The following is a 22,709-nucleotide window of genomic DNA, read 5'->3' on the forward strand; positions in this document are numbered from 1 at the left end:
GCGATGAGCGTACAGTTTGAAACCCGCTTGAGCGACTGGCCGAGCATGGTCTAACAGGCGACGCCGATGCCGAGCGGGTCCTCGGCGCCCACACACGAGACGAGATCGCCCGCGAGATCAAAGGCGCGGTCATGCATCAGGTGCTCGGAGAATTCGACCTGAAGCTATGAGCGGCTCCCGAAGGAAGACCTCTTCGATCCGCCTAGCCGCTCACCAGCCAAGGCTGCTATCGTTTCTTGGACGGGCCGCCTGCATCAGCCATTGGCGAATGATCTGCCGTCAATTGCCCTCGCGCTGCCCGTGCGCACGATCGTAAGGTGGAGATCCAAGCGAACAGTCGTATACCGCAATTCATGCGTTCGCGTTGCGAACGCCATTGAAGTCAGCGGTCAACGACCACTCATAGGCCGGACGAATAGATGCGGATCAGAGCGAACTTTCAAGTGGCCCTTGTGCAACGTAGGCTATCGATATCCGTTCCCCGCCGACGATCGGACCTTCGCTGCGTCACACTCGAATCCAGATCGCGAAACAGGCTGTAATTCCGTCGGATCCATTGATGCAGCTCGGTGGACCAGTCCTTCTCGTTGCGCAGATATCCAGTGAAGGAAAAGCTAAGCCGGTCTATATATCGTTTGAGGAACAGCGGAAGTGCGGGAATCCGAATCACCCGCTCGTGATCCATCGCTTCCGGTAATTCGCCGCGCAGCACGAATTCATTGTGGACGGTGACCAGCGACGCCGGCGGAATTCGCCGCCGCAGCATTTCATAAGCGCGAAAGGAGATGCGGTCTGCGCCCGCGACGAAGAGGATGATAGGGGCGACATAGCAGCGCGCCGTCTCCTTCATGAAGCCTATCTCCTCGCACATCTTGAAGAATTCGTCGAAGGCGTGAAAGCCGAGGTCAATTACCTTGGGTACCCGATCGTGGATGATCAGAGGGTCCATCAGCTGCATCTTGCCGTAAGTGTCGATCACATCCGCGGTCTCCGTGATGTTGGGGAGGTAGTCGAGCAATGACGGCTCTTTCAAGTTCACATCGAACGATAGCGTTGCGCCGTTTTTCAGCAGCAAGAACTCGCTCATAGCCCGAGCGATGAGGGTTTTACCGACCTGCGGGCTAGGAGAGCAGATGATGTAGATGGGGGTCGCTAACATAGCCAGCAGATCAATTTCGTTCCGTACGTAGGCCCGACCGGAGCTCGCCGGATATGCCGCTACTTTTCGCCGGCCCGGGTGGCGGACTTGGCCCCCGCCAATTCCGTCAAGTTGATGCGATCGAATTCGCTCCAGACATTTGCCAGCCAGTGCCGGACATAGCCGCGCAGGACGAAGGAGTTGTTCGCAGGTTCATCGTTCCGTCCCTTGTTTGCCACGAAGTCTATGAATGGGATGGATGCGACTTCCACCTGCTCATAGGCCATCTCGTTGAGCTTCGGTATGGTCAGCTCAGTCGCATGTTTGATGCGGTGAAAATAGGAATTATAAGTCGCTTGATCCCACTGGAAGAATTGAGTGTCGTTGATGAAGTTCTTGACGAGGTAGTACTTTGCGCCGCTCATGAAAGTCGCGGTTTCCGCGATCTCGTCTAGCGAAGCGATGGATGATCCCAGGATGTGGAACACGGCGAATGTGATCTGGCCAGACCGTGCCGAGTCCAAAAAGCCGATGTCGCGCAAGGAAGCTAACGCAGAAGACAGTAGTCCTGCGCGAGCATCGATGACAGTGACGGATAGCCCTGAGTTCAAGGTATCGAAGATCTTCATCTGGTCCGCCGTCGTGGTCATGTCGACGATCTCAGTGATCTCGGGATAAAAGCGCTTCAGCGTTCCGCGGGGCGACTCTGTGTCGAATGCGCGTGTTTGCACGTTGTTGACGCTGAAGTAGTCCAGTAGCGTTCGTGATACGGTCGTCTTGCCGACTCCTCCCTTGTCCGCGCCGACCACAATTACAACTGGCTTCACCATAGAAACATCTCCTGAGACACTCGCCATTGCCGCGCGCAAGGTGCGCAATCGGCGCGTCTCTGCTTTGGGCGCGATCATGGCAGAAAGAAGGGGCAATGAACCTTCGATGCTGGAGCTCTGCAACTGATAAACGTTTTCAACATTAAGCGAGTGACGTGGTCCGATGATGCAGGCCTGAGAATGGAAGTAATCACTTGTATTGGTGATCTACGTGAGGTTTGTGGGCAGCTGGAATGCGCGGGCCAAGAATCAACTGTCCGCCTGTGGTGATCGTTGTGATGCCATAGGTTATCTATGGATGCCGTCGCTGCCGCTATCTACTTTTCATGAAGCGACGGAAACTAACGTAGCGTCAGATTGCGAGCTCGGGATGCGACGCGGTGCGACTATGGCTTGGCAGACCACAAAGCCCTGCTGGATTAGATGGTCGTCTCTTCGGCGGAGAGAGAAGCGGCTGGTAAATTCCTGAAAGATGACCCTGAACGACCGAGCTCTCACTCTCACTCTGGTGATGAATGTCGGGATATGCGAAGGCTGAAGCGCGTTGGTGACGCAATAGCAACCATGCATCGCTCTGCGGCGAGATTATCGGGCCACGGAGAACAAGATCGAATCCGGAGCGGGGCGCCGGCGGACGGCGCAGCATCGGTGGGGAAGCGATATCGGGCGTCCGAAAGAAGCGCGCGTCTGGTGGCCGGCACGGCGATCTTTGTCTTGGACACAGAGTTCGCCGAGCGACGTCCTATGGATCGAGAAGGACTTATTGGAATGAACGGTAGCCATGGCGGTGCGTACTCTCGGTGGCCGCTTCCTTGAAGCGGCAGACAGTGTACGCTCCGGTTTTAAAGCGCCCACTTTGATTACCCTGAAGATCCAACCCGGATTGTCGCCTTGTTTAAACGCGTTTGCGCAAAAAGCGGCCTCGAGAGTCACGACGGGTGTGCGATGATCCGGGATCACGACGACCTGCAGGCCGTTCCGCAGCGTGAAGTTTGGTGGTCGATCTGATTTGACCGTGCCGGCAGAGACGCTAGCCTCGTCAGGAAGGTGTAAGTCGGTGCCATTCTCCGTTGTGCGCTCGACCGCCGGGGCGGTGCGCGTCCTCGACTCCGAGGCTTCAGCGGCGGTGCCTGCCGCCTTGCCGGTGACCGAAAGCCGGTTCTTCATGGCATCGCCTTTCGCTCCATAGTTGTCATTATGGTAGAAGATCCGACACGGCACGGAGCCGTGTCTCGTCTTGGCAAACAGTGGAGCGAAAACCGGACCAATCGCCGGCCTCGCGTACGCAACGGCACACAGCGACGTTGCGCACAACGCGTCAGGAGAACTTCGCCCAATGGAGACTTCAGGTCAATCGAGCGCGATATGACGCCGGCACAACACCCGGCAGGCTCGCCCTCACACATCTCGCTCTAGAAGATGAGTAGCTTGACAATATTTCTCATGGACGCGAGCTGGAAGTCGGCGAGCAGCTCCTCGGAGTACACTGCGCCGAAGTAGTCCAGGACGAAGGTGCCAGAATAGCGTAGATTATCGGTCGCGCGGATCAGGTTATCCAGTGCGAGCCTGACCTCACCAAAGTTGATCTGGCCAATCGCTCTTCATGTGGTGCGTGTACGCTCTACATAAAGTCATAGTCATCATCATACGGATCGTTCGCGGGCTTTGCCATACTTTCGGTACACGTGGCATTGCTGCTATTGTCTTCAGTCGCGGCAAGATACAAAGGCGGTTTACCCGCTCGCTGCCATTTGCCTTCTTTGTTCTTCCATTTGTCTTCGTGCTTGGTGGGATCGAGCACCATCATCGAGTCGCTTACCTCAAGAAAGCCCAACGCTGCTGCGCGGGCTTTCGCTTCCGGATTGGAAGAGTGGGAGAGAACAAGCGGTTTGTTACCATCGATCTGGAGCTGATGTTCAAGCAAGATATCGCCCGCGTTATCGACGAGCGGATGAGTAACCCTGAAAGCTGTCGTTGAGGTGATTTGATCTCGCCCAGGAAATTGTTTGCGCCAATCATCGTTGCCCTTGAACAGCTCACTCATGCGACCTCCGGGTTCCGTTCTCAGAAGCCCGACGCTCTTATTCGCGAGCTGATAGCTGAAAAATCGCGCTTTCTCCGAAATAGACTTGGTGCCGAAGCGAAACGCGGTGTCCGCTGTGCGTTGAGCCTTTTGAGACACCCAGCGAGAGTATCTCTGCGGATTAGCAGCAATATCCTCTATGTCTGCTCCATAAAAGTCCACCAGCTTCCTCTCGAATGAAGATCTTGAGATTTCAACGACCGGCGGCTCTTCAACCAGCGCGTATGGCGGAACTGGCGGCGAACTTGCATCAGGAGAGGAGATCGATGGCGCCAAATTCAGACTAGAGAATACATCCGAGAACCTTTGGCGATCCGTGTAGGAGGAAGAGTCATCGGTCGCGCTCGTTCTCATTTCATCGGGCTCGGAAGCACGTTCGCTACTAGATAGATTGATGATGTGCTGAAACATAACACTTTCTATTTGTATCGACGGGGGCTGCGCTGGTTGAGGTTCCGCGTTCATAGTAAGCCCAGCTGTCGGCAAGCTGAGCATCACTTCGCTATTCCGCCCCGCTCTTTATCGCCACGCTATCTTGAACGAGCCAATGCGTGCCGGCCGCCCGCCTGCGGTGCTGGGCTGGCATCGCCGGCCTCCGTCTTGCGTTCAAGGGCGAGGGACAGTCCGAAATTGTTGCGCAGCATCGGGTTTGCGGGTTCCGCTGCGAGAGCTTGGCGGTATAGTTCTTGGGCCTCCTGATGGCGGCCCTCGTGATCGAGAACAACCGCTTTGGCATTCAATGCGCGCAGGTCGCCAGGGGCTGCCAATAATACGCCGTCGAGCACCTCGAGCGCATCATTCGGACGGTTGCCTGCCAGCAGGGCTCGCGCAAGAGGAATCGCCGCATCGATGTTGTTCGGCTGTTGCTTCAATGCATCACGCAGAGCTCCTTCATCAGGATCTTGGCCGAGCGCGTGCGAAATGCGCTCGCGCACCGCAGGGTCGATCTCTTCGCTGTGTGCGAGGTCAGATGTGGACGTCTGCTGTGGTGAAAGGCTATGCTTATCTGGGGCAGCGCAGCCAGCGAGCAGCACACTAGCCAGCATCGCAAGCAGAGCCGGCCGCGGCCCTGGACTGGCGGAGCACAAATACCGGCGGCACCTGATTCTATTTGATCTCATAGGTTAGTCACGAGGAAGCGCTGCCCATTCTTAGTTTGCAGCTGTGAGAAGCGAGGAAGGCGCCTTGGGAAGCTTGACGGATCCAATCGGTTGGACCGTGAAGTCGGCGGCGAGATCTTGATACGATAGAACAGGCAGGTCGATCCCGTTGCGCGTGAGAAAACCGCGTACGAAACGCCGGATATCCATCGACCCAAGGACGACAGGCTGGCTCTTACTTTGCGCGATGGTCGCATGGATCTGACGAAATTGTGCAAGCAGCTTTTCGCTCTGCCATTCATCCAAAACGAGGTATGGGCCGACGGCAGTTTCCCGTACTGCGCCGCGGATGATTTCCTCGCTCTCACGCTCGATGATAAAGGCGACCACGACGCGATGGGCGTTCGCATACCGAAAGCAGATTTGCCGCTTTAAGGTAGCACGAACGTATTCGGTGAGCAGGACGGCGTTTTGCTCGCGTTCGCTCCATTCTGCCAATGCCTCCAGGAGCAAGCGGGTATTGCGGATTGGAATGCCTTCATCGAGCAATCGGCGCAGGACCTCGGCGATCCGGGGGACGGTGGCCGTACGCAGCACCTCCTTCACCAGGTCAGGATATTCCTGCTCCATCCGGGCGAGCAATTGGCGGGTTTCCTGGATACCCACCAGGCGCTGTGCATAGCGTGTCAATGTGGAATGGAGACGTAAGGCAAGAACTTCGCTCAGCCGATGATATCCGATTCCGGCGGCCTTGAGGGCCGCTGCATGCCGTTCTTCGATCCAGACCCGATTCGTTTCCGGGTCTTGCTGAAAGGGGATGCCGCTCAACTCGATGTTGGCCACATCGTCGTTGAGCGCCAGGTGCCCGGGATTGATCACATCGCGCTCAACTGGCACACTATCGACATCCACCCTGAATTGCGACGAGGACAAGCTCTCGCCGATCTGGGCCGGGATGCGCGGAATGGTGATGCCAAGGTCCGCCGAGACGAGCCTTGAAACACGCGAAATGCTCTCTTCCAGCTCGTCTTTGTCGATCGAATCCGTCAGGTTCGGTGCAAGGAACAACGCGATCGGAAGTGCTTCCGCATGCACCGGCTGCTTCTGGGCCGCTGCGGGTGCCGGCGCCGAAGCAGCGACGCTAGCTCCTATTTTAGCGGCAGGCTTGTCGCCTTTGCCGACCTTGACGAAGCTTGCCGCAGCGAACAGGACGGCCAGCACGAAAAACGGGGGCAAAGGAAAGCCGGGAACGAGCCCCATGAATACCAAGACGCAGGCGGCTAGCCTAAGCGCCTGCGTACTTGCGGTAAGTTGGTGAACGATATCGGCGCCGAGTTTGAGCTTGGAGGGCCCGTTGACGCGCGTGACAATGGTCGCAGCGGTAATTGACAGCAGCAACGCCGGAATCTGCGAAATGAGCGCATCACCGATCGTCAAAAGCGTATATTGATGCAGCGCCTCATCGAGCGACATACCTTTTGAGAGCAGACCGATGCTGATTCCGCCCAGCATATTGATGCAGATCACGATTAGCCCGGCGATCGCGTCTCCCTTAACGAACTTCATGGCACCATCCATCGCGCCATGAAGTTGACTCTCTTGCTCCAAGGCGGCACGTCGGCGACGTGCTTCGTGCTGATCGATGTGGCTGTTGCGCAGTTCCGCATCGATCGCCATCTGTTTGCCTGGTAGCGCGTCAAGGGTGAAGCGCGCAGACACCTCTGCGACGCGTTCGGCACCCTTGGCAAGAACCATGAATTGCACCATGGTCACGATCAAGAATATGACGATTCCGACCGCGATATTCCCTGAAATGACGAAGTCGCCGAATGTGTGAATGATGCTGCCGGCGTCGCCCTCGGCAAGGATCAGCCGCGTTGTTGCTATCGTTAGCGCCAGTCGGAATACGGTGGAGATCAGGATGACGCCCGGTAAGGACGAAAAATCAAGCGGTGTGGTGAGATAGAGGGCAACCATCAGCAGCAATATGGCAAACCCAAGATTGAAGCCGATCAGCATGTCGATCACGATGATTGGGATTGGCATGATCATCATGCCGATCGCCAGAAGCAGCATCAAGGCAACCATGAAATCCGGGTGGGCCGGAGCGCGCACGATGAAGTCACGCAAGACGTTGGCCATGATAGATCCCTATTGCTTTTTGATGAGGGCCCTGCCCGCGCGCAGTGACACATAGCGCTGGAAGACCTCGCGAGCCTCGGGCATGCGGCCAGCGTGACGCAGGGCGTGGCTGCGCAACAGGGTCATCGGTATGCGGGAAGAGGGTTGCGTATCGAGTGCGTCCAGCCGGTCCAACACGTGGAGTGCTTCGTCGCCAAGGCCCTCGGAGATTAGCGTGTAAGCTAGGATGCGGAGTAAACCGACGTCGTTGGAATGCTCGCGAGCTGCAATTCGCAACAGAGCCAGACTCTGTGCGCTCTGCCCGCACGCGAGATGTACATACGAGAGCGCACAAAGCAGGTCGCGCTCCGGCCCGGAGATCGACAGAATATCGCCGGATTTGGAGACTTCTGGCTCCAGGGGAGCGGGCACATGCTGCAATCCATCAGGATCGGCCATGGCTAGCCCTTGATTAAGCTGTTTTGATTTTGCCGGAGCATTAATAGCCGCTGTAGTTCCTGCTGCAGGATTGCCAAACATTCTCGCGCCGTTTTGTCATTCGGCGTCGCCTCCAACGTTCGCGTCAAGCGCTCCAGAAGAACACCATGCTTGTCGGCGCGCAGTACGTCCGGATGACGGAGGCGTGGAACGACGAAGGAGAGTAGTCCGCGGGACAGATTGGGACCATAGAGCGAAGCCAATACCGCGCGCGGATCTAGCTCATTTGCCCCTGCTTCGCTTTCGAATAGAGTGACGCGCTGGATGGCGCCGACGGAGTTGACCTCGAGCGCCGCTTCGCTCGCACCATCAATTGGCAGATCATGCGTAACCGCATCCCGCCACGACGCGCGCTTCGTGCCGCTATCCGCATGGACGCCTCCGACTTCGAGTTTATCACCTCGCGAGGGAGGCGAGCCGATGACCGGTGCGTGCTGGCCCGCATCTAATCCCTGCGATGAGGTGCCGGGCCCTACAGAGTGCTGGGGCAGCCTAGCCATCGCCTTCTCCTTCTTTCTTGCAGGGTAGAGACTTTAATATGGCAAAGCAGCAGATCGGCCGTTGCGACTGAGCAGAACACGTCCATCCTCAATTCGATCAACGGTCCATCCATTACTTAAGAGCGCGCCGACGAAATACTTCTGTCCGGCAATAAGCAGATAAGGTTCGCTTCCGCGCCAGACGGCTTGGACAGCAATCGAAGACGGCATCTTCTCCTCTTTCACCGTGACAGCATTCACAAGGGTCGTGGTACCGTTGGTTTGGCGATCGAACCATTGCTGGATTTCTTTCCATTTTGCGACGAGGTTCGGCGCAATTGTGCCTTCCGCGGTCACAACGCCGGGGCCGCGCCCGATCTTAACGTCAAGAAGGCCCGCTCGTTCGATTTCTTGCCGCAGCGATACGGCCATTTCATCAGCAGCTCTCGGATCGAAATGATCGACGGTTGGCTTAGTGGCAATCTCGACGGCGCGCGACGACTGGGTACTTGGCACCACCGCCCTATCGCCGGGGGAGAGGATAATTGAGACGGTGCCGATCACGACAGAGCTGAGCAGAACCAGGCTGAGTGCGATGATCGAGCTGCGAGAGCGCTTGCTCGAAGCAACTGGCTGGACATCCTCTGTCGACCAGCGGATGGACATCGCACCAGCATGAATGACCGCGGGTAGGGGCACTCTGACGCTCTCACCTGAAGTGATGCTCGCGAGGCCGTCTATGCTGATATTGGCGGCGAGCGCCTCGACTTCAATCGAATCGCGCTGCGCGATGATCCGAAGGTGATGCGGTTCAAGCCCTTGTTCAACGAAGATCATGTCGGCATCGAGGCCGCTGCCAACAATGCTTTCGCCGCCCGCTGCCTTTCCCTTGAGCCCGGTATAGAGCCCCGAAAGCACCTCGAACTCGAGCGAAACAGAGTCGTTCACGATAACCTCCTGAATAACGAGAGAAGCCGTACGGCAGTGCCGTACGGCTCATCCAGATTTCGTCATTCACAGCGCGGCGACGGTAGCAACGCGGTGAGCCACCCGTCTTGCAGAACTACTGAACGCGCTCGTCGGCGACCTTCTTCTCGGACGAGAGTTCGGTCGTGATTCGACGCATTGCCACGGCCTGGGCCTGAACTTTCTGGCTAACACGCTCGAATTCAGCCATCTGGTTCTGGAAGCCCGTATCGCCCGTCGGCTGGGCACCAGCAGCGCCGCCATTTCCGCCAACATTGTCAACTGCCATGTCTACTTACCTTTCTGTTAGGATAACCTTGGTTCTGACTTGTTACGAGTTGTGGGCCGGCGAGATGATCGCAGGAATCGAAAGGAACATGGGCGTACCGCCGAGCGTGCTGAGCCCAAGGTTCAGCTCCGGGCTCTTGCTGAGAGTATCTGACTTGGGTTGTACCTCGCTCTTGTCGCCGGCGTCTTTGTCGTCTGCGGCCTTATAGTGGTTACCCTCGTCGGGCACCGAGGTGTGGACCACCTTGTCAAAGACCTTGTCCACGGTCCCGCCCAGTGCCGAACCAATGGCCGCTCCGGCAGGACCGCCAAGGTATCCGCCGGCAGCGCTTCCGATCATTTCTCCGATCATCGCATTCTCCTATCCTCGTCTTGTTGCGCTCAATAGACGACTGCTCGCCTAGATTTCAGCGGCCTCATGCTAGGGGCGCTAGCTTTCGAAAAGCTGACGAGCCTCATGTTGAGGCGAGTGGGTTGATCTTTTGCGGCAGCCTTGCATCTGCTCGCAATCACCGGCTCGCCCGGGCGTTCCCAGCCCCGCCTATAATCGGCTTGGCTCAAGGCCGGGTTGGATGGTGCTTAGCTGCGCGTTCAGGAATGAGTTTACCTTGCGGACCCTGCACAGGCGCGTGGCCTGCCGGATAGAGCGCGGAAGCGGGATAAGGTCATAGAGTTGTGCGGGTCTCAGTCCGCGCTTGACTCGCTTGGCTAACATGGGCGGCTTGCGAAAAATCAGGTTCCGTGAAGATCCTAATGCCGGAGAGACTGGTGCGCGCGCGTGCTCAACCGATCGATCGCTGCTCGCAGATGATGTGCACGACCGGCGGGAGCGCTGATTGCGCGGGGAGGATGAGATGACTGGTTGATGACCGGCAGACGTGGCGTATCGCGAAGACATAGGGGCACATCTGGTACCAGACGATTCTTGCGGACAGGTGCGTTGAAGCTTGCGATACAGCTTAGCGAAGGATGCGTCTCGCACATGCGATCGATGTCAAAGTGCGTGCGGCTTCGCTCGCTCATCGTCGTCAGCTTTTCGACAGGTATTCGGGCTACAGTCTTTGTGAGTTAAATGCGGTGATGTGATCGTGCGGTTACCGTGGTGCGGCGAGAGGAAGATCTCATTAGGGCTGGTGGTTCTGGCAAGAGAAGCAGTCGTTCGTTCGGATGAGCTAATGGTGCGTTCTCATGCAAATCGAAGCTGCGTACCTTGGTTGACTATGCGTAGCGCTCGCAGTTTTACAGATTTCGTCTATGCAACAGGAGTAAACTAAATGCCGTATCTTCCCGTGGCCGGTCTTCCGGTGGTGGGCGCGCCCGACTCGATGAATGGAGTGGTGCCAGAAGGCGCGGTTGTCACTCCCGCCTTCAACGCCTTGTTGGGACAGTATGCTCCGGCGAGCTACCAGTACCTACCGGTGGCCTCACCAGCCCTCGTCAGTTCGGTCGCCGTTCCCGTCGTCGTGACGCCAGCCGTCGTTACGACCCAAGCGTACATGATGGCGCCTCCTCCTCCCACCATGCTGATGAGCCAGCTGAATCAAAATTCTGAGCCTGCTGTGGATCCGGTGTGGACGCATGAGGTCAAGGATGGCAAGGCCACGATCAACCTTGGGGACAAGTACACGATTACGGCCAATGAAAAGGATGGCACCTGGACAGTTCGCAACAACCAGACTGGTCATGTCACGGTAATTCATGGCGATCCCCACGTTGATGCCGACGGAGACGGCAAAGATGACTTCGATTTCAAGAAGGATATGACGTTTCAGCTCGACGACGGCACGAAAATTACTGTCAATAACGTCGACTACGGTAATGGTGAGGCCATCTCTTCAAAGCTTACCATTACGAACGGCCATAACGCGATGGTTGTCGAGGGGCTCGGCGACGACAAGGATGGCAAAAACAATCTAAGGGTGACGCAGTCCAATGCTGGTATGACGCTTGACGAGCTGACGTCCGATGGTGCCCAAACGATCCATGAGAGTGGCCAAGGCTGGGTCGATGGGGCCGGACGCGCGGTGAATCAGGCGAGCATCGATGCAGGCGAACAAGGGCGCGGGCCTGGTAACTACCAGTATGCAAGCGCAGCGCCTGCCTCTACCGCCCCCGTCTTCTTCGTTCCTCCGCCGCCGCCGCCTCTTGCGATGGTGCCTGTTGCGGTCGCCCAGGCACCGACGCAGTCGTCTCAGCCGGCGCCAGTCTGGTCGCATGAGGTCAGGGGCAGCAGGGCCGAGATCAAGCTTGGTGATAAGTATTCGATGCTGGTGGACGAACGTGACGGAACGGTGCTCATTCGCAACAATCAAACGGGCAAGATCACAGCGATCCACGGCGACCCCCACGTCGATGCCGACGGTGACGGCAAGATCGATTTTGACTTCAAAAAGAACATGACCTTCCAGCTCGACGACGGCACGAAAATTACCATCGACACCGTTGATATCGGCAACGGCAAAACGATGGCATCGAAGCTGACCATTACCAACGGCGACAATGCCATGGTCGTCGAAGGTCTTGGAGACCGCTTCGACGGTAAGAACAACCTTAAGGTGACGCAGTCAAATGCGGGCCGTACGCTTGATCAGCTGACTTCGGATGGAGCCCAGACGATTTATGAACAACCAGGCTCGGGCTGGGTCGATCGGTCTGGACGCCAGGTTAACCAGGCGATCATCGACAGCAATGAGAATCCAGGCACACCGTCGGACGCTTGAGTTGGCCGCAAGCCTGGCGAAGCGTTCTCAGCTTGTGGGTAAGTCACTGAAGCGGGCGTTAGCGCCCGCTTTTCGTGTTCGGCGAGGCAGATGAAGATAGTAGGTGCGGCGGCGTATCGATCTGGATCGCCGCTCTCATCTCGCGATCGGGGCTGTCTAAGCTTGGGCGCCAATCGTACCGACAGACCCGCCATGACCTCACTGATCAGGTACCCGCAACATTTTTCGATGCTGGTCTCAGCGGTCCAGGAGCTGTGCTGGTATGCGCGCAGCGAGCGCCAAAGCTGCCGACTTTATGATCTCAGAGGGTCTCTCTGACGCCCAATTTCGCGGGCGGCTCCAGAACCGATCTAGGACAGCCAGCTGACGGAATTGATCATCAATGGGGAAGCGGTTGGTTCCGCTTGAAACCTGCTGACTGAAAAGCACTCGATGAATCCGCATCGAAGAGTGTGGCGTATGCCCGCCTAGCTAGACGCTGCGGCGTCTTCCGAGAGTTCCCAGTGCGATCGGATTGCGACCGGCCGCACCGCCAACCTGGAGGACCACCTAAGACGCGTCTAGCGGCTGGTTTGCCAAGTCGGCTGCTTCGCCCGGTCGTTCTCGGTTCGGCTTGCCTTCCGAAGAGTCTTCCCTGTGCGCGTCTGATAATCCGGGCCTTCACCCATCATCTAGCTCGCTCATAGCGTCATCCATATCTGACTGGGAATCGCTTATGACCTGGGTGGCGACGGCAACCAGAGCCTTTTCGAAGGCTCGCTGCAACAATGCTGCGGGCGAGTTGTCGCCGCCGTTCGCGGCGTTGTCGGTGTTTGTGCCAGCTTCTGGCGCCGTTGCTGCGATATCGGCTGTGCCTGTGTCCATGTCATAAAACCCAGATAGCGGCGGCGCCGCGAGATGACCTATTCCCGCCGTTCTAGCAGGGACAGCTTGCAAGAAGCTGACGAAGAGTGAGGCTGGATTAATGCTGTGATTCCTGCGCTCAGTGATCTCGGGTGGCTCCGCGCCTTTGGAGTTTGATGCGCAAAGGACGGTGCCGGTTCGAATCATTCGGCCGCTGTTGTCTCCAGGAACATCGGCGCGCATCGGTCCGGCTCCAGGCGCGACTGAGGGCCAGTGGATCGGATGGGCATCTGCGCTCGGCTGCCGTAGAGAGCTGGCCTCTGTCTCACGATACGAGCTAAAAAGCTATCGACGGAGGTGCGCCTTGCCCGGCTTCTGAAACAGGCCATCGCGTGCAAGTGGCTGCTTTGGCCCGGCTGCAAAAAGGAGATGAGAGACCTTGGGGTGCCGAACAGAGTTTTCGCGGATCAATCCGTCGATCTCTGATGATCATGCTTTGGATGATCCGCGGGCATACGTCACTGAGAGCTGTTATCAGCAGGCCGTTACCGCCGGATGCTAGAGTCCTCGTTTTGCGAATGATCAATCGTTCGCCAAGGAACGGCGGACAAGCGGCAGAGCAAGCACTTCGATGTTGAAGGTGCTCAGGGGGTCGGTCATACCCTGACTCTCCTGATCCGGAACGCCCTTACCCTCATCTCGACGGCATGAACGTCTCGCGGTGCTCTTAAATCGCACCGTACTCGCGGGTCCGGCGCGCCAGACCTGATTTCGCAGCTAAATTGCGATGTTCTTCTCCGCGGGCCATTGTGTTCTCAGCGAACCATTGAGAACTGTTTCACGCATTCGGCTCGCGCGGTCTTTGATTTGGCCGCTACCCCTCGCGAGCTGGTCTGGCACTTAGGAGTGGCCGGAAAAGAGAAGGGTGGCCGCGAATACCCGCCGGCAAGCTCGCCTCTCACCAGGTGTCCTGCGATCTCTGAGTCTTTGTCGGCCCCGCGGAGATCGCCCTTCCGTTGCACGGCTGCAGCCGTTAGGGGATGGGCGGATCTTCCGCATCTAGAGGTTGGTCTTGCCCTCCCTCTTCAGGCCAAAGGGTCGGATCTAGCGAAGGTGTGAGACGAATGAAGTCCTCCTCTCTCCATTCGGCCGTATGAGGCACGCCGAGAATGGCGAAAACTGTTGTCGGGTTGTCTTTGCTTGGCTTCACTCCGCTGCGCTCCAGCATGTCCATCTGAGCGCCGGTGGCTGTTTGAGGCGTAAACACCCAATAGTCCTTGGCGAGATGTCCGTCCCACATACGGAACTCGGAAAGTTCTGGCGGAGCTGCGGAAGACCCAGGTTGGGCCGGTCCCGCCTGCAATGGCCGGGCATGGGAGGGGCCGGCGTGCGACGGCTCACCCTGAAAAGGGGCGGTGTGCGATGGTCCTGCATGCGATGGGCCCGCTTGTGGCTCACTGTGCCGTGGCTCGGCATCAGACGGGTCGACATCCAGATTCTGCCATATCAGATCTTGATCGAAGCCGGGATGTTCCTCGATCGCCTGAGCGATGGTCTGCGGCGAGAGATGCTGCCGGCCGTTTTCCGGCTCAGGCGCGGCGACAGCCGCAGGCGCGGCATTTAGATTATCCTGCCAACCCGAGTCTGGCGAATGGGGATGCGCTAAATCTTCGTAAGGCGGATACAGGTGTCCGGTATCAAAGTATGGAGAGTAGGGATGGCCCGCGTCCAGATAGGGTGAATAAGCCTCGCCCTGCAGCAGTGGATGGGCGACGCCCTGCGCCAAAGCGGGAGCCTGTGCGTCGCTGAGCTGCCGGTCGAATTCGGTTGCATCTGAAGCCGTCCGTGCTGCGTCGGGCTCCGGGCTCGTATTCGCCGGGGCGACTGCATTGAAATCCACCCTGTTCCTCCTTCCAACTGATGACGCGCATCGAGTTCCGCGAAGCCTCGGCTAGCTCGGAAGCACACGTGCGGAGGCCCACATTGATTTTTAATACTCGCGCCGCCTGCAAAGACAGCACTACCTAATTTCCCTTGAGCGCCTGGTCTCTGATCCCTCTATCAGGGTTGCCCCAAGCAAGGCAGCCGTCCAGACCTCGCAGGCTCATGCTGGGGACCGTAGCTTTCGAAAAGCTGACGATCGGATGAATATAGGCGTACGCCGGACGGACCGACTTTGCTCGGAGCGGTTTTGCATCTTCGACCTCACTTCTGGCCTGGACCGGTTTCGCGCAAAGTGCCCTCATGGTGCGGCGTTTCGGGAGAACCTTCCGGCCGCCCGTCTCGCAAGACCGTGCTCGAGGAACCGCGAAACAACATCAAAACCGACTCGCGTTGTGGCCTCTCGGCTGCGACGGGGCCGCGCCGGGCCTGCGCTTCCGCCACAAGGCCTTTAAGGGTCTGGTCCACCAGCGCAACAAATCGGGGTGGGCCAGAAGCAAGGATGAGGCCCTCTCCCGGAGCCGGTTTCACGATATAGCGCTCATCCGAGATGTTGAGCGCGTCGAGCGCGGAGGTGAACGCATCGAAGCTGATCGGGTTCAATACGATGAGCCGGCTTTGCGCCTCGTGGGCGGCGGAGATGTAAAGGACGAGCCCGTCGTAATACCACTGAAGATTGTACAGGTTAGTCAAACGATCAAGGAATTCTCGTGGCGGCAGGTCCGGCATTCGTCCGCGAATCCGGCCCTTGACCTCGGCGCTGACATTGACCCTGATATTGAGATTGTTGCCGAACTCCTGCAGCGCCGCAGGAAGATCCTGATCGAGAACAGTGTAGCTATAAGGGGCGGACGGCAGCGAAAGGGATGCAGCAGACGAGCGCATTATCCCGATACAGACAAAAACGCCGGCACAAAAAATTCTTGTTAGAATATGTACGATCGTGGATCGCGCGAGCATTCCCGGACGCCTTCCGCTCATCATCAAGTTGGAGTTTGGTCCTAGCTTGAAAGCGAAAAGTGATCTTTAGATGACGTAGTCAGACCGATCTCCGTCAGGTTTTCGTCAGCTCGCCAGCCTATGAACTTGATCGGTTCATCGGTTAACGCCTAGGTCTCACCACACGAGCACAATGACTCATTCCATGTTGTTAGGCGCAACGCCGATCTCTCCCAGTCCTGCCGACTGTCTTTCCAGTGCCTGCTCGCCCGCAGCTGCTGGCGAGCAGGCGGGCTTTGAGCAGTCCCTAGCGCAAGTATCTGCAAATCAGGGATCTGCTCTCCCGCCTGCGGATCGGCCCGTAGCGGCTTCGCCGATATTGGAGGTCCAGCGCACGAATGTGCTGGCAAGTCCGCCGGGTGACCGAATCCTCCAAACCCTTTCCAGTATGTACCAGGGCCGCGCCGTTCCTCCGGCGGTTGCGTCGGCTGCCGTGACTAATGTACAGCCTGGACCGGCTACGCAGCCGCTTTTGCAGACGGATAACGTCGGTGCACATGCGGATGTTAAACCGGTTGGAGCCGATTTTGAGTCGATGATGACGAATCTGCGAGACGTATACAGGGACGTTATTCAGGTTTCCCTCGTCTCTAAGGGCACCAGCGCTGTCAGCTCGTCGCTAAACAAGCTGCTATCGGCCGGCTGAATAAGCTGATGACTGGCGATATGAAGAGGGCTAGCTGTGGCGGCCGTCAATCGTGGCGGCGGCTTCGCGTGTGTCTCGCGATGCCCCTTCTCCTCTCGCTGATCGGCTGTAAGGCTGATCTCTACACCAAAATTCAGGAGCGCGAGGCTAATGAGATGCTCGCGCTTCTCCTTAGCAAGGGCGTTGATGCTGTCCGTGTTGTCGCCAAGGACGGGACCAGTACAATCCAGGTCGAGGAAAAGCAGCTCGCTTATTCGATTGACCTGCTAAATGTCGAAGGGTTGCCGCGCCAATCCTTCAAGAATCTCGGCGAGGTGTTCAAGGGATCGGGCCTCGTTGCCTCGCCGATCGAGGAGCGGGCACGTTACGTTTATGCTCTAAGCGAAGAATTGTCGCGCACGATCAGCGATATAGATGGCGTCCTTTCAGCACGCGTCCACGTCGTTCTGCCGAAGAACGACTTGTTGCGACAAGATGCGACCCCGTCCTCCGCCTCGGTCTTCATTCGCCATGGCTCCAGCGCGAAGCTCTCGGCACTGTTGCCGCAGATCAAGATGCTCGTCGCAAACAGCATTGAAGGCCTGTCCTATGACAAGGTCGCGGTCGTCTTCGTGCCGGTCGAGCGCGCTCCAATCGAGCAGTCTGCCGCGCCGGTAGTTCCTGCGGCTCAGTCAGCAAGAGCGGGCTCAGCCCCGTTACTTGCGCTTGCTGTGGGAGGCGCCGGAGCGCTATTCGGCATCGTATCTTGCGTATTGCTGGGCCCGCGCATGCGTCAGTTTGGACGATCATCGCGCAAGCTGAGCGTGTTTGGTAGGGGCTCGCGTGTGTCTGCTGAGCAGGAGTCGGACAAAAAGTTGATTGCTGATGCGACATAGTCTGGACGCTCATGTCGGCATCAATGTCATCCACAAAACCCAATCGTTCGTTCACGCTCCCAGCCGATCGGCTGCGCGAGCTTGCTGCCTCGGTCGATCCCGGTCGTTTTGCTGGGCTTCTTGACCCGCTGCTTTCGCCTTCCACGTTGGCTCGGCTACAGCAGAGTTCCAGGCTGCAGCCAAGGCTCGCCGAACTGCTGCTGGGCGGCAAGGTCGAGGTGAGCTGCGCCGATTGGAACGAAGATGCTCTCCTGGGGCATGAGCCGCGGCGGGCTGCGCTGCTCGCGGGCAGCATCTGGCATGCACGCTCTATCCTCAAGCTGGTTTCCAGGCACGATCTGCCGATATTGGTGGAGTTGATCGGTGCCGAAGCGCATGCTTTCGCAGTCCGGCATTTATCCAGTGCCGTCGCAACGACCCCGATCGTCGATCCAGAGCAATTGTCGCGACAGATCGAATATGACGGGCACGCTTGTCTCGGCGCCTGGCTCGAAGAGACTTCATCGCTTGGTCGTATCCGCGTGCTTCTACGCTTGCCTGTTGGGACGGCCGCCGAGAGTCCAACTGCTGAACACCGTAGCGCAGCAGGCCCGCTGCTTTCCCTCGTCATGGCGCATTTGCGTGCAGAGGCTGCCGGAGCATGACGGCCGATGATCCCGCATCACCCGCGGCCCCGCAGATTCGGCCACTTGGACCGCTGATCCCAGCTGCGCAGCTTGAGATCTGGCACGATGCCGTACGGGCGCGAGCCGCTGCCGAGCGGCATCTGCAGCGGGTTCGCGGGTGGGCACGCCAGGCTTATGAGCGGGAACGGGCGCGGGGCCGCGCCGAGGGTGCAAAGGCTGGCGCAGAGGAAATGGCGCGGCTGATTGCGCAGGCGACTTGTGAACTGGCCCAGCGCAAGGCGGCTCTGGAGCGGGAATTGCCGCAACTGGTCTTCGAGATCGTTCGCGATCTGCTTGGCGCGTTTGACCCCGGTGAGCTGCTGGTCCACGGCGTTCGTCATGCCATCGAGCAAAGATATAAGAACACGGAGGTTTGCCTCCACGTCTCCCCACTGAAGGCCGACCTGCTAGCCAGTGAGTTCAAGGACTATGACGGACTTGAGGGCCGGCCGAAGGTCAGGATTGAGGCGGATCCGGCGCTGAGTGCGGACCAATGTGTCTTGTGGAGCGAGTTTGGCAATGTCGATCTTGGACTTGCCGCGCAGCTGCGCGCGCTGCGTCTCGGGTTTGGCTTGTCAGAGGAAGCTGAATCGTGACCGGGCAACGAGCGACCCATGATGCCGAGGCCGCAGAAGGAAGTGTAGAGGCCGCACTCTCGTCCTTGAGATCTTCCGCCAGGCACATCGATACACGCGCCGTCCGCGGCCGGATCACGCGGGCGGTGGGCACGCTGCTGCACGCCGTCTTGCCGGAGGCCCGGGTCGGAGAGCTATGCCTATTGCAGGATCCTCGTAGCGGATGGTCGCTCGAGGCGGAGGTGATCGGCCTGTTGCCGGACGGGGTGTTACTCACGCCCATCGGGGACATGGTGGGGCTGTCCAATCGTGCGGAGGTGGTGACGACCGGGCGAATGCAGGAAGTGGCTGTCGGCCCCGGTTTGCTCGGCCGCGTCATCGACAGTTTTGGCCGACCGCTCGACGGCAAGGGCCCGATAAAAGCCGGCGAAGCCAGACCGCTGCGCGGCAGGGCGCCCAATCCGATGAAACGGCGCGGAATTGAACAGCCGTTCCCGCTAGGCGTTCGTGTCCTGGATGGCCTTCTGACATGTGGAGAAGGTCAGCGGATCGGAATCTATGGTGATGCGGGTTGCGGCAAGTCGACGCTGATGTCGCAAATCGTAAGAGGCGCGGCGGCCGACGTCACCATCGTTGCGCTGATCGGTGAGCGCGGTCGAGAGGTGCGTGAATTCATCGAACGTCATCTTGGCGAAGCCCTTCACCGTTCCGTCGTTGTGGTGGAGACCTCCGACCGTTCGGCGATGGAGCGGGCCCAATGCGCCCACATGGCGACAGCACTGGCGGAATATTTTCGTGATCAGGGCCTTCGCGTCGTTTTGATGATGGATTCTTTGACGCGCTTTAGCCGCGCCATGCGTGAAATCGGCCTCGCCGCAGGAGAGCCGCCGACCCGGCGCGGATTTCCGCCCTCCGTTTTTGCGCTGTTGCCGGGCTTGTTGGAGCGCGCCGGCATGGGCGAGCATGGCTCCATTACGGCCTTCTATACGGTGCTTGTCGAGGGTGATGGCACGGGCGATCCAATAGCGGAAGAATCACGCGGCATCCTTGATGGCCACATTATTCTGTCCCGCGCGCTGGCCTCTCGAGAGCATTTTCCGGCTATCGATGTGCTGTCTAGCCGCAGCCGTGTCATGGATGCGATCGTGTCGGTGCCGCATCGCAAGGCCGCATCCTTCTTCCGTGATCTGCTCTCACGCTACGCTGAGGCCGAGTTCTTGATCAAGGTCGGTGAATACAAGCAAGGTTCTGATCCGTTGACCGATCGAGCAATCGCCTCGATCGAGCAGCTGCGGGCCTTTTTGCGCCAGGGGCAGGGTGAGGCGTGCAGCTTTGAGGAGACGGTCGCATGGATATCGCGTCTGACGGCCTAAGTCCCGTTCACGCCTCAAAGCTGCGGCTGGTAAAGGACATGCGGGAACGAAGCGCCCTTCGTGAATTGTCCAACATGGAAGCCAAGCGCCACCTCGCGATTCAAGCTGTCCAACAAGCGTGCGAGCATCTTGCACATGCCGAAGAGCGCCGCGCAAAGGTCGAGGCGGAGCTCTATCGGGAGATGCTAGCGGCCGATGCGATATCTGTATGCGAACTGCAGCGACGCTATCATCTCATCATCGGGCGACTCACAGACGAGATCACAGCGGCGCAGTGCGTTCTTGACAAGGCCCGTGCTGCCCAAGAGCAAGCTGAGGCTGCGGCTCTTGAGGCCCGAGCCGTTTGGACCAAGCGTTCAGCGGCGAGCCAGAAATGGCGTGAGATCGATCACGACGTTCGGCGCATCACGAATGCACATTTCGAGGCTGCCGCCGAAATCGAAGCCGATGATGAAGTCTTGCTCCGCTACCGGCGAGGCCGATCAGGGCAGACGGGAGGTGAGCCAACATGATTGCAGATCCTCTCCCGCGCGAGCTAGGGGCCTGCGACGCGGAAGCCGCATCCGCGCCATATCGGCCGGCTGAACGCGCAGCCTTCACGCCGACGCTGATCCTCTCGCACGCCGTGACCTCGTGGCTTAACGAGATCGCAGCGTTGCGTGCGCCTCTGCAAACCCTCCTCGGCGAGAAGCCGCTATCTGTGCGCGTGAGCCGAACCGTCTGGCAGGCGGAGCCGGCTGCGACGTCGATGCTTGATTGCGTCTTCCAAGTAAATGGTGAAACCCTGATCCTGTCCTTGCCAGTTGCGCTTGCGGAAGCGCTGATTGGGACCTTGCAGGATGGCCTTACCTTACCTTCTGAGCCGACGCGTTCGCTGGTCCTGGAACTTGCGCTGGAACCCTTGCTGGCTCCGCTGGAAAGAATGACGCAGCGCAATCTGCAGCTTGTTCGCACCGAGGAAGCGCCGAATACGAGGCCTTATCTTGAATTTGACGTCGCCTTTGGTGAGCTCGCCAGCAAGGCGCGGCTGCTTCTATTCTCGCCGCTTGACGGTCCCGTTCCGCCGGCCTTCACCGCCCTCGGCGAGCTGCTCGGCCGATCACCGCGACAGACGGCCAAGCTGCCTTCCGAACTCCCGGTCATCGTTGCAGGCCAAGTCGGTTCGCTTCGCGTCGCGATCGGCGTTCTTCGCCGAGCAGAGCAAGGCGACGCGCTGCTCCCGGACGTAATTCCACTCGCGCGAGGACAGATCATTCTCGCTGCAGACCGATTGTGGGCCCCTGCAGAGATTGGCGGCGACAAGCTGGTGCTGCGAGGACCATTCCGCTTGCGATCCCACCCCCTAACGAGTGAAGATATAATGCCCCAAAACCAGGTGCAACAGCAGCCTCCGTCAGAGGCGGATATCGACAGCATCGAGATCACACTCATATTCGAATGTGGCCGCTGGCCGATGCCCTTGGGAACCTTGCGAACCCTCAACGAAGGCCACGTGTTCGAACTTGGCCGGCCTCTGGATGGGCCGGTTGATATCCTTGCCAACGGCCAACGTATCGGCCAGGGCGACATCGTGCGGATCGGGGACGAGCTGGCCGTCAGGCTGCGCGGCAGGTTGGCGCTTAATGACTGAGGTTCAACCCAGCATCCTTGCGCTTCTTGCGATTACCGTCGGCCTTGGCCTGCTGGCCTTTGCTGTCGTGACAACGACCGCCTTTATCAAGGTCTCCGTTGTTCTCTTCCTCGTGCGCAATGCGCTGGGGACTCAATCGATACCGCCGAACATCGTCCTCTACGGAGCGGCACTGATCCTGACCGTCTTCATCAGCGCTCCGGTCTTCGAGCAGACCTATAACCGCTTTACCGATCCGCAACTTCGCTACCAAAGTTTCGATGACTGGGTGACGGCCGCCAAGGAGGGACAGGAGCCGCTCCGAGCTCATCTGAAGAAATTCACTAATGAAGAGCAACGCCGCTTCTTCCTGTCCTCAACGGAACACGTCTGGTCGGAGGACATGCGCGGCAGCGTCACGGCAGATGATTTTGCGATTCTCGTGCCGTCGTTTTTGATCTCCGAACTCAAGCGTGGATTCGAAATCGGTTTTCTTCTCTATCTTCCCTTCATCACGATCGATCTCATTGTAACGACGATTTTGATGGCCATGGGTATGTCGATGGTATCCCCCACGGTGATATCTGTCCCCTTCAAGCTCTTTTTGTTCGTCACGATCGACGGCTGGTCACGTCTCATGCACGGGCTGGTATTAAGCTACACGACCCCAGGAGGTTGACCATGAACGAAGCCAGTATCCTTACGCACCTGAGTCAATCGCTCGTGCTCTTCATGATCTGGGTTCTGCCGCCGCTGCTCGCAGCTCTCATCTCTGGACTGATCATTGGCCTCATCCAGGCGGCAACTCAGCTCCAGGATCAAACCTTGCCACTGACAGTCAAGCTTCTGGTTGTTGTAGCCGTGCTCGCCGGGTTTTCTCCCGTGCTCAGCGCTCCTCTGATCGACCAGGCCGAGCACATCTTCAGCGAGTTTCCAGCACTCACCGCAAGATATTAGCAG

General features: G+C 58.4%; 23 protein-coding genes and 1 pseudogene. 10 read left to right on the forward strand and 14 right to left on the reverse strand.

Annotated features, from left to right (window positions below; translation table 11 throughout):
• Positions 1–439 precede the first annotated feature (439 nt).
• The 11 genes and pseudogenes from EHH60_RS34050 to EHH60_RS34105 form a co-directional block, all read right to left on the reverse strand.
• A complete protein-coding gene (locus tag EHH60_RS34050) occupies positions 440–1,159 on the reverse strand; it encodes a hypothetical protein (RefSeq protein WP_036031124.1) in 720 nt (239 codons plus the stop codon).
• Positions 1,160–1,218: 59 nt separating this feature from the next.
• Positions 1,219–1,968, reverse strand: a complete 750-nt coding sequence (locus EHH60_RS34055) for a P-loop NTPase family protein (RefSeq protein ID WP_036031156.1) — start codon at positions 1,966–1,968, stop codon at positions 1,219–1,221.
• A gap of 927 nt (positions 1,969–2,895) precedes the next feature.
• Positions 2,896–3,135, reverse strand: a pseudogene (locus EHH60_RS38900) (hypothetical protein); the annotation flags it as partial.
• A gap of 454 nt (positions 3,136–3,589) precedes the next feature.
• Entirely contained in the window at positions 3,590–4,462 is an 873-nt protein-coding gene (locus EHH60_RS38340) for an Effector protein NopP (RefSeq protein WP_245333767.1), read from the reverse strand.
• A gap of 119 nt (positions 4,463–4,581) precedes the next feature.
• Complete coding sequence (locus EHH60_RS34075) at positions 4,582–4,986, reverse strand: tetratricopeptide repeat protein (RefSeq protein ID WP_245333766.1); 405 nt, start codon at positions 4,984–4,986, stop codon at positions 4,582–4,584.
• A gap of 216 nt (positions 4,987–5,202) precedes the next feature.
• Entirely contained in the window at positions 5,203–7,293 is a 2,091-nt protein-coding gene (gene sctV, locus EHH60_RS34080) for a type III secretion system export apparatus subunit SctV (RefSeq protein WP_124163623.1), read from the reverse strand.
• Between the two features lie 9 nt (positions 7,294–7,302).
• Positions 7,303–7,731, reverse strand: coding sequence for a tetratricopeptide repeat protein (locus tag EHH60_RS34085; RefSeq protein WP_036031136.1), 429 nt, complete (start codon positions 7,729–7,731; stop codon positions 7,303–7,305).
• 2 nt (positions 7,732–7,733) lie between these two features.
• A complete protein-coding gene (locus EHH60_RS34090; RefSeq protein ID WP_036031139.1) occupies positions 7,734–8,270 on the reverse strand; it encodes a hypothetical protein in 537 nt (178 codons plus the stop codon).
• Positions 8,271–8,303: 33 nt separating this feature from the next.
• On the reverse strand, positions 8,304–9,197 hold the full coding sequence (locus EHH60_RS34095) for a SctD/MshK family protein (protein WP_036031142.1): 894 nt from the start codon (positions 9,195–9,197) through the stop codon (positions 8,304–8,306).
• 115 nt (positions 9,198–9,312) lie between these two features.
• Positions 9,313–9,504 carry a hypothetical protein gene (locus tag EHH60_RS34100; RefSeq protein ID WP_036014847.1) on the reverse strand — a complete coding sequence of 64 codons (192 nt, stop codon included), beginning with the start codon at positions 9,502–9,504 and terminating at the stop codon, positions 9,313–9,315.
• Positions 9,505–9,546: 42 nt separating this feature from the next.
• Positions 9,547–9,855, reverse strand: coding sequence for a hypothetical protein (locus EHH60_RS34105; RefSeq protein ID WP_036031147.1), 309 nt, complete (start codon positions 9,853–9,855; stop codon positions 9,547–9,549).
• 922 nt (positions 9,856–10,777) lie between these two features.
• On the opposite strand from EHH60_RS34105, the gene EHH60_RS34115 reads away from it, so the two are divergent.
• Positions 10,778–12,223 (forward strand): DUF1521 domain-containing protein, encoded by a 1,446-nt coding sequence (locus EHH60_RS34115; RefSeq protein ID WP_036031150.1) that lies wholly within the window; start codon positions 10,778–10,780, stop codon positions 12,221–12,223.
• Between the two features lie 660 nt (positions 12,224–12,883).
• Here EHH60_RS34115 and EHH60_RS38345 read toward each other — a convergent pair.
• The 3 genes from EHH60_RS38345 to EHH60_RS34130 all read right to left on the reverse strand — a co-directional run bounded on the left by EHH60_RS38345 (position 12,884) and on the right by EHH60_RS34130 (position 15,967).
• Positions 12,884–13,309, reverse strand: a complete 426-nt coding sequence (locus EHH60_RS38345) for a hypothetical protein (protein WP_225114932.1) — start codon at positions 13,307–13,309, stop codon at positions 12,884–12,886.
• A gap of 790 nt (positions 13,310–14,099) precedes the next feature.
• A complete protein-coding gene (locus tag EHH60_RS38350; protein ID WP_245454656.1) occupies positions 14,100–14,966 on the reverse strand; it encodes a hypothetical protein in 867 nt (288 codons plus the stop codon).
• Between the two features lie 305 nt (positions 14,967–15,271).
• Positions 15,272–15,967 (reverse strand): secretin N-terminal domain-containing protein, encoded by a 696-nt coding sequence (locus EHH60_RS34130; RefSeq protein WP_199752385.1) that lies wholly within the window; start codon positions 15,965–15,967, stop codon positions 15,272–15,274.
• A gap of 184 nt (positions 15,968–16,151) precedes the next feature.
• Here EHH60_RS34130 and EHH60_RS34135 point away from each other — a divergent pair, with 184 nt between their 5' ends.
• Genes EHH60_RS34135 through EHH60_RS34175 form a run of 9 tightly spaced genes read left to right on the forward strand, consistent with a single transcriptional unit; the run spans position 16,152 to position 22,706 of the window.
• Positions 16,152–16,652, forward strand: coding sequence for a nodulation protein NolB (locus EHH60_RS34135; protein ID WP_199752391.1), 501 nt, complete (start codon positions 16,152–16,154; stop codon positions 16,650–16,652).
• Positions 16,653–16,660: 8 nt separating this feature from the next.
• The gene (gene sctJ / locus EHH60_RS34140; RefSeq protein ID WP_124163625.1) at positions 16,661–17,527 is read left to right on the forward strand and encodes a type III secretion system inner membrane ring lipoprotein SctJ; all 867 of its coding nucleotides are present in this window, start codon (positions 16,661–16,663) and stop codon (positions 17,525–17,527) included.
• 11 nt (positions 17,528–17,538) lie between these two features.
• Complete coding sequence (locus EHH60_RS34145) at positions 17,539–18,171, forward strand: nodulation protein NolU (RefSeq protein WP_124163626.1); 633 nt, start codon at positions 17,539–17,541, stop codon at positions 18,169–18,171.
• Positions 18,168–18,788 carry a type III secretion system stator protein SctL gene (sctL, locus tag EHH60_RS34150; RefSeq protein WP_036031175.1) on the forward strand — a complete coding sequence of 207 codons (621 nt, stop codon included), beginning with the start codon at positions 18,168–18,170 and terminating at the stop codon, positions 18,786–18,788. Before EHH60_RS34145 ends, sctL begins: the two co-directional genes overlap by 4 nt.
• On the forward strand, positions 18,785–20,140 hold the full coding sequence (gene sctN / locus EHH60_RS34155; protein ID WP_036014832.1) for a type III secretion system ATPase SctN: 1,356 nt from the start codon (positions 18,785–18,787) through the stop codon (positions 20,138–20,140). Before sctL ends, sctN begins: the two co-directional genes overlap by 4 nt.
• On the forward strand, positions 20,116–20,652 hold the full coding sequence (locus EHH60_RS34160) for a hypothetical protein (protein ID WP_124163627.1): 537 nt from the start codon (positions 20,116–20,118) through the stop codon (positions 20,650–20,652). The genes sctN and EHH60_RS34160 overlap by 25 nt, the downstream gene beginning before the upstream one ends.
• Entirely contained in the window at positions 20,649–21,770 is a 1,122-nt protein-coding gene (sctQ, locus tag EHH60_RS34165; protein ID WP_124163628.1) for a type III secretion system cytoplasmic ring protein SctQ, read from the forward strand. Before EHH60_RS34160 ends, sctQ begins: the two co-directional genes overlap by 4 nt.
• Complete coding sequence (gene sctR, locus EHH60_RS34170; protein ID WP_124163629.1) at positions 21,763–22,428, forward strand: type III secretion system export apparatus subunit SctR; 666 nt, start codon at positions 21,763–21,765, stop codon at positions 22,426–22,428. The genes sctQ and sctR overlap by 8 nt, the downstream gene beginning before the upstream one ends.
• Before the next feature lie 2 nt (positions 22,429–22,430).
• The gene (locus EHH60_RS34175; protein ID WP_036014823.1) at positions 22,431–22,706 is read left to right on the forward strand and encodes an EscS/YscS/HrcS family type III secretion system export apparatus protein; all 276 of its coding nucleotides are present in this window, start codon (positions 22,431–22,433) and stop codon (positions 22,704–22,706) included.
• The last annotated feature ends 3 nt before the right edge of the window (positions 22,707–22,709 follow it).

It is taken from the genome of Bradyrhizobium sp. RP6, from assembly GCF_003837805.1.
Taxonomy (GTDB): Bacteria; Pseudomonadota; Alphaproteobacteria; order Rhizobiales; family Xanthobacteraceae; genus Bradyrhizobium.

What these genes read in the sequence shown, in the direction of transcription:
- EHH60_RS34175 (WP_036014823.1), top strand. Translation starts at nt 22,431, where the DNA reads ATGAACGAAGCCAGTATCCTTACGCACCTGAGTCAATCGCTCGTGCTC.
- EHH60_RS34100 (WP_036014847.1), bottom strand. Translation starts at nt 9,504, where the DNA reads ATGGCAGTTGACAATGTTGGCGGAAATGGCGGCGCTGCTGGTGCCCAG.
- EHH60_RS34115 (WP_036031150.1), top strand. Translation starts at nt 10,778, where the DNA reads ATGCCGTATCTTCCCGTGGCCGGTCTTCCGGTGGTGGGCGCGCCCGAC.
- EHH60_RS34130 (WP_199752385.1), bottom strand. Translation starts at nt 15,967, where the DNA reads ATGCTCGCGCGATCCACGATCGTACATATTCTAACAAGAATTTTTTGT.
- EHH60_RS34135 (WP_199752391.1), top strand. Translation starts at nt 16,152, where the DNA reads ATGTTGTTAGGCGCAACGCCGATCTCTCCCAGTCCTGCCGACTGTCTT.
- EHH60_RS34090 (WP_036031139.1), bottom strand. Translation starts at nt 8,270, where the DNA reads ATGGCTAGGCTGCCCCAGCACTCTGTAGGGCCCGGCACCTCATCGCAG.
- EHH60_RS34160 (WP_124163627.1), top strand. Translation starts at nt 20,116, where the DNA reads ATGGATATCGCGTCTGACGGCCTAAGTCCCGTTCACGCCTCAAAGCTG.
- EHH60_RS34050 (WP_036031124.1), bottom strand. Translation starts at nt 1,159, where the DNA reads ATGTTAGCGACCCCCATCTACATCATCTGCTCTCCTAGCCCGCAGGTC.
- EHH60_RS38340 (WP_245333767.1), bottom strand. Translation starts at nt 4,462, where the DNA reads ATGTTTCAGCACATCATCAATCTATCTAGTAGCGAACGTGCTTCCGAG.
- sctQ (WP_124163628.1), top strand. Translation starts at nt 20,649, where the DNA reads ATGATTGCAGATCCTCTCCCGCGCGAGCTAGGGGCCTGCGACGCGGAA.
- EHH60_RS34145 (WP_124163626.1), top strand. Translation starts at nt 17,539, where the DNA reads ATGTCGGCATCAATGTCATCCACAAAACCCAATCGTTCGTTCACGCTC.
- EHH60_RS34085 (WP_036031136.1), bottom strand. Translation starts at nt 7,731, where the DNA reads ATGGCCGATCCTGATGGATTGCAGCATGTGCCCGCTCCCCTGGAGCCA.
- EHH60_RS34105 (WP_036031147.1), bottom strand. Translation starts at nt 9,855, where the DNA reads ATGATCGGAGAAATGATCGGAAGCGCTGCCGGCGGATACCTTGGCGGT.
- sctV (WP_124163623.1), bottom strand. Translation starts at nt 7,293, where the DNA reads ATGGCCAACGTCTTGCGTGACTTCATCGTGCGCGCTCCGGCCCACCCG.
- sctL (WP_036031175.1), top strand. Translation starts at nt 18,168, where the DNA reads ATGACGGCCGATGATCCCGCATCACCCGCGGCCCCGCAGATTCGGCCA.
- sctR (WP_124163629.1), top strand. Translation starts at nt 21,763, where the DNA reads ATGACTGAGGTTCAACCCAGCATCCTTGCGCTTCTTGCGATTACCGTC.
- EHH60_RS38345 (WP_225114932.1), bottom strand. Translation starts at nt 13,309, where the DNA reads ATGCGCGCCGATGTTCCTGGAGACAACAGCGGCCGAATGATTCGAACC.
- EHH60_RS34055 (WP_036031156.1), bottom strand. Translation starts at nt 1,968, where the DNA reads ATGGTGAAGCCAGTTGTAATTGTGGTCGGCGCGGACAAGGGAGGAGTC.
- sctJ (WP_124163625.1), top strand. Translation starts at nt 16,661, where the DNA reads ATGACTGGCGATATGAAGAGGGCTAGCTGTGGCGGCCGTCAATCGTGG.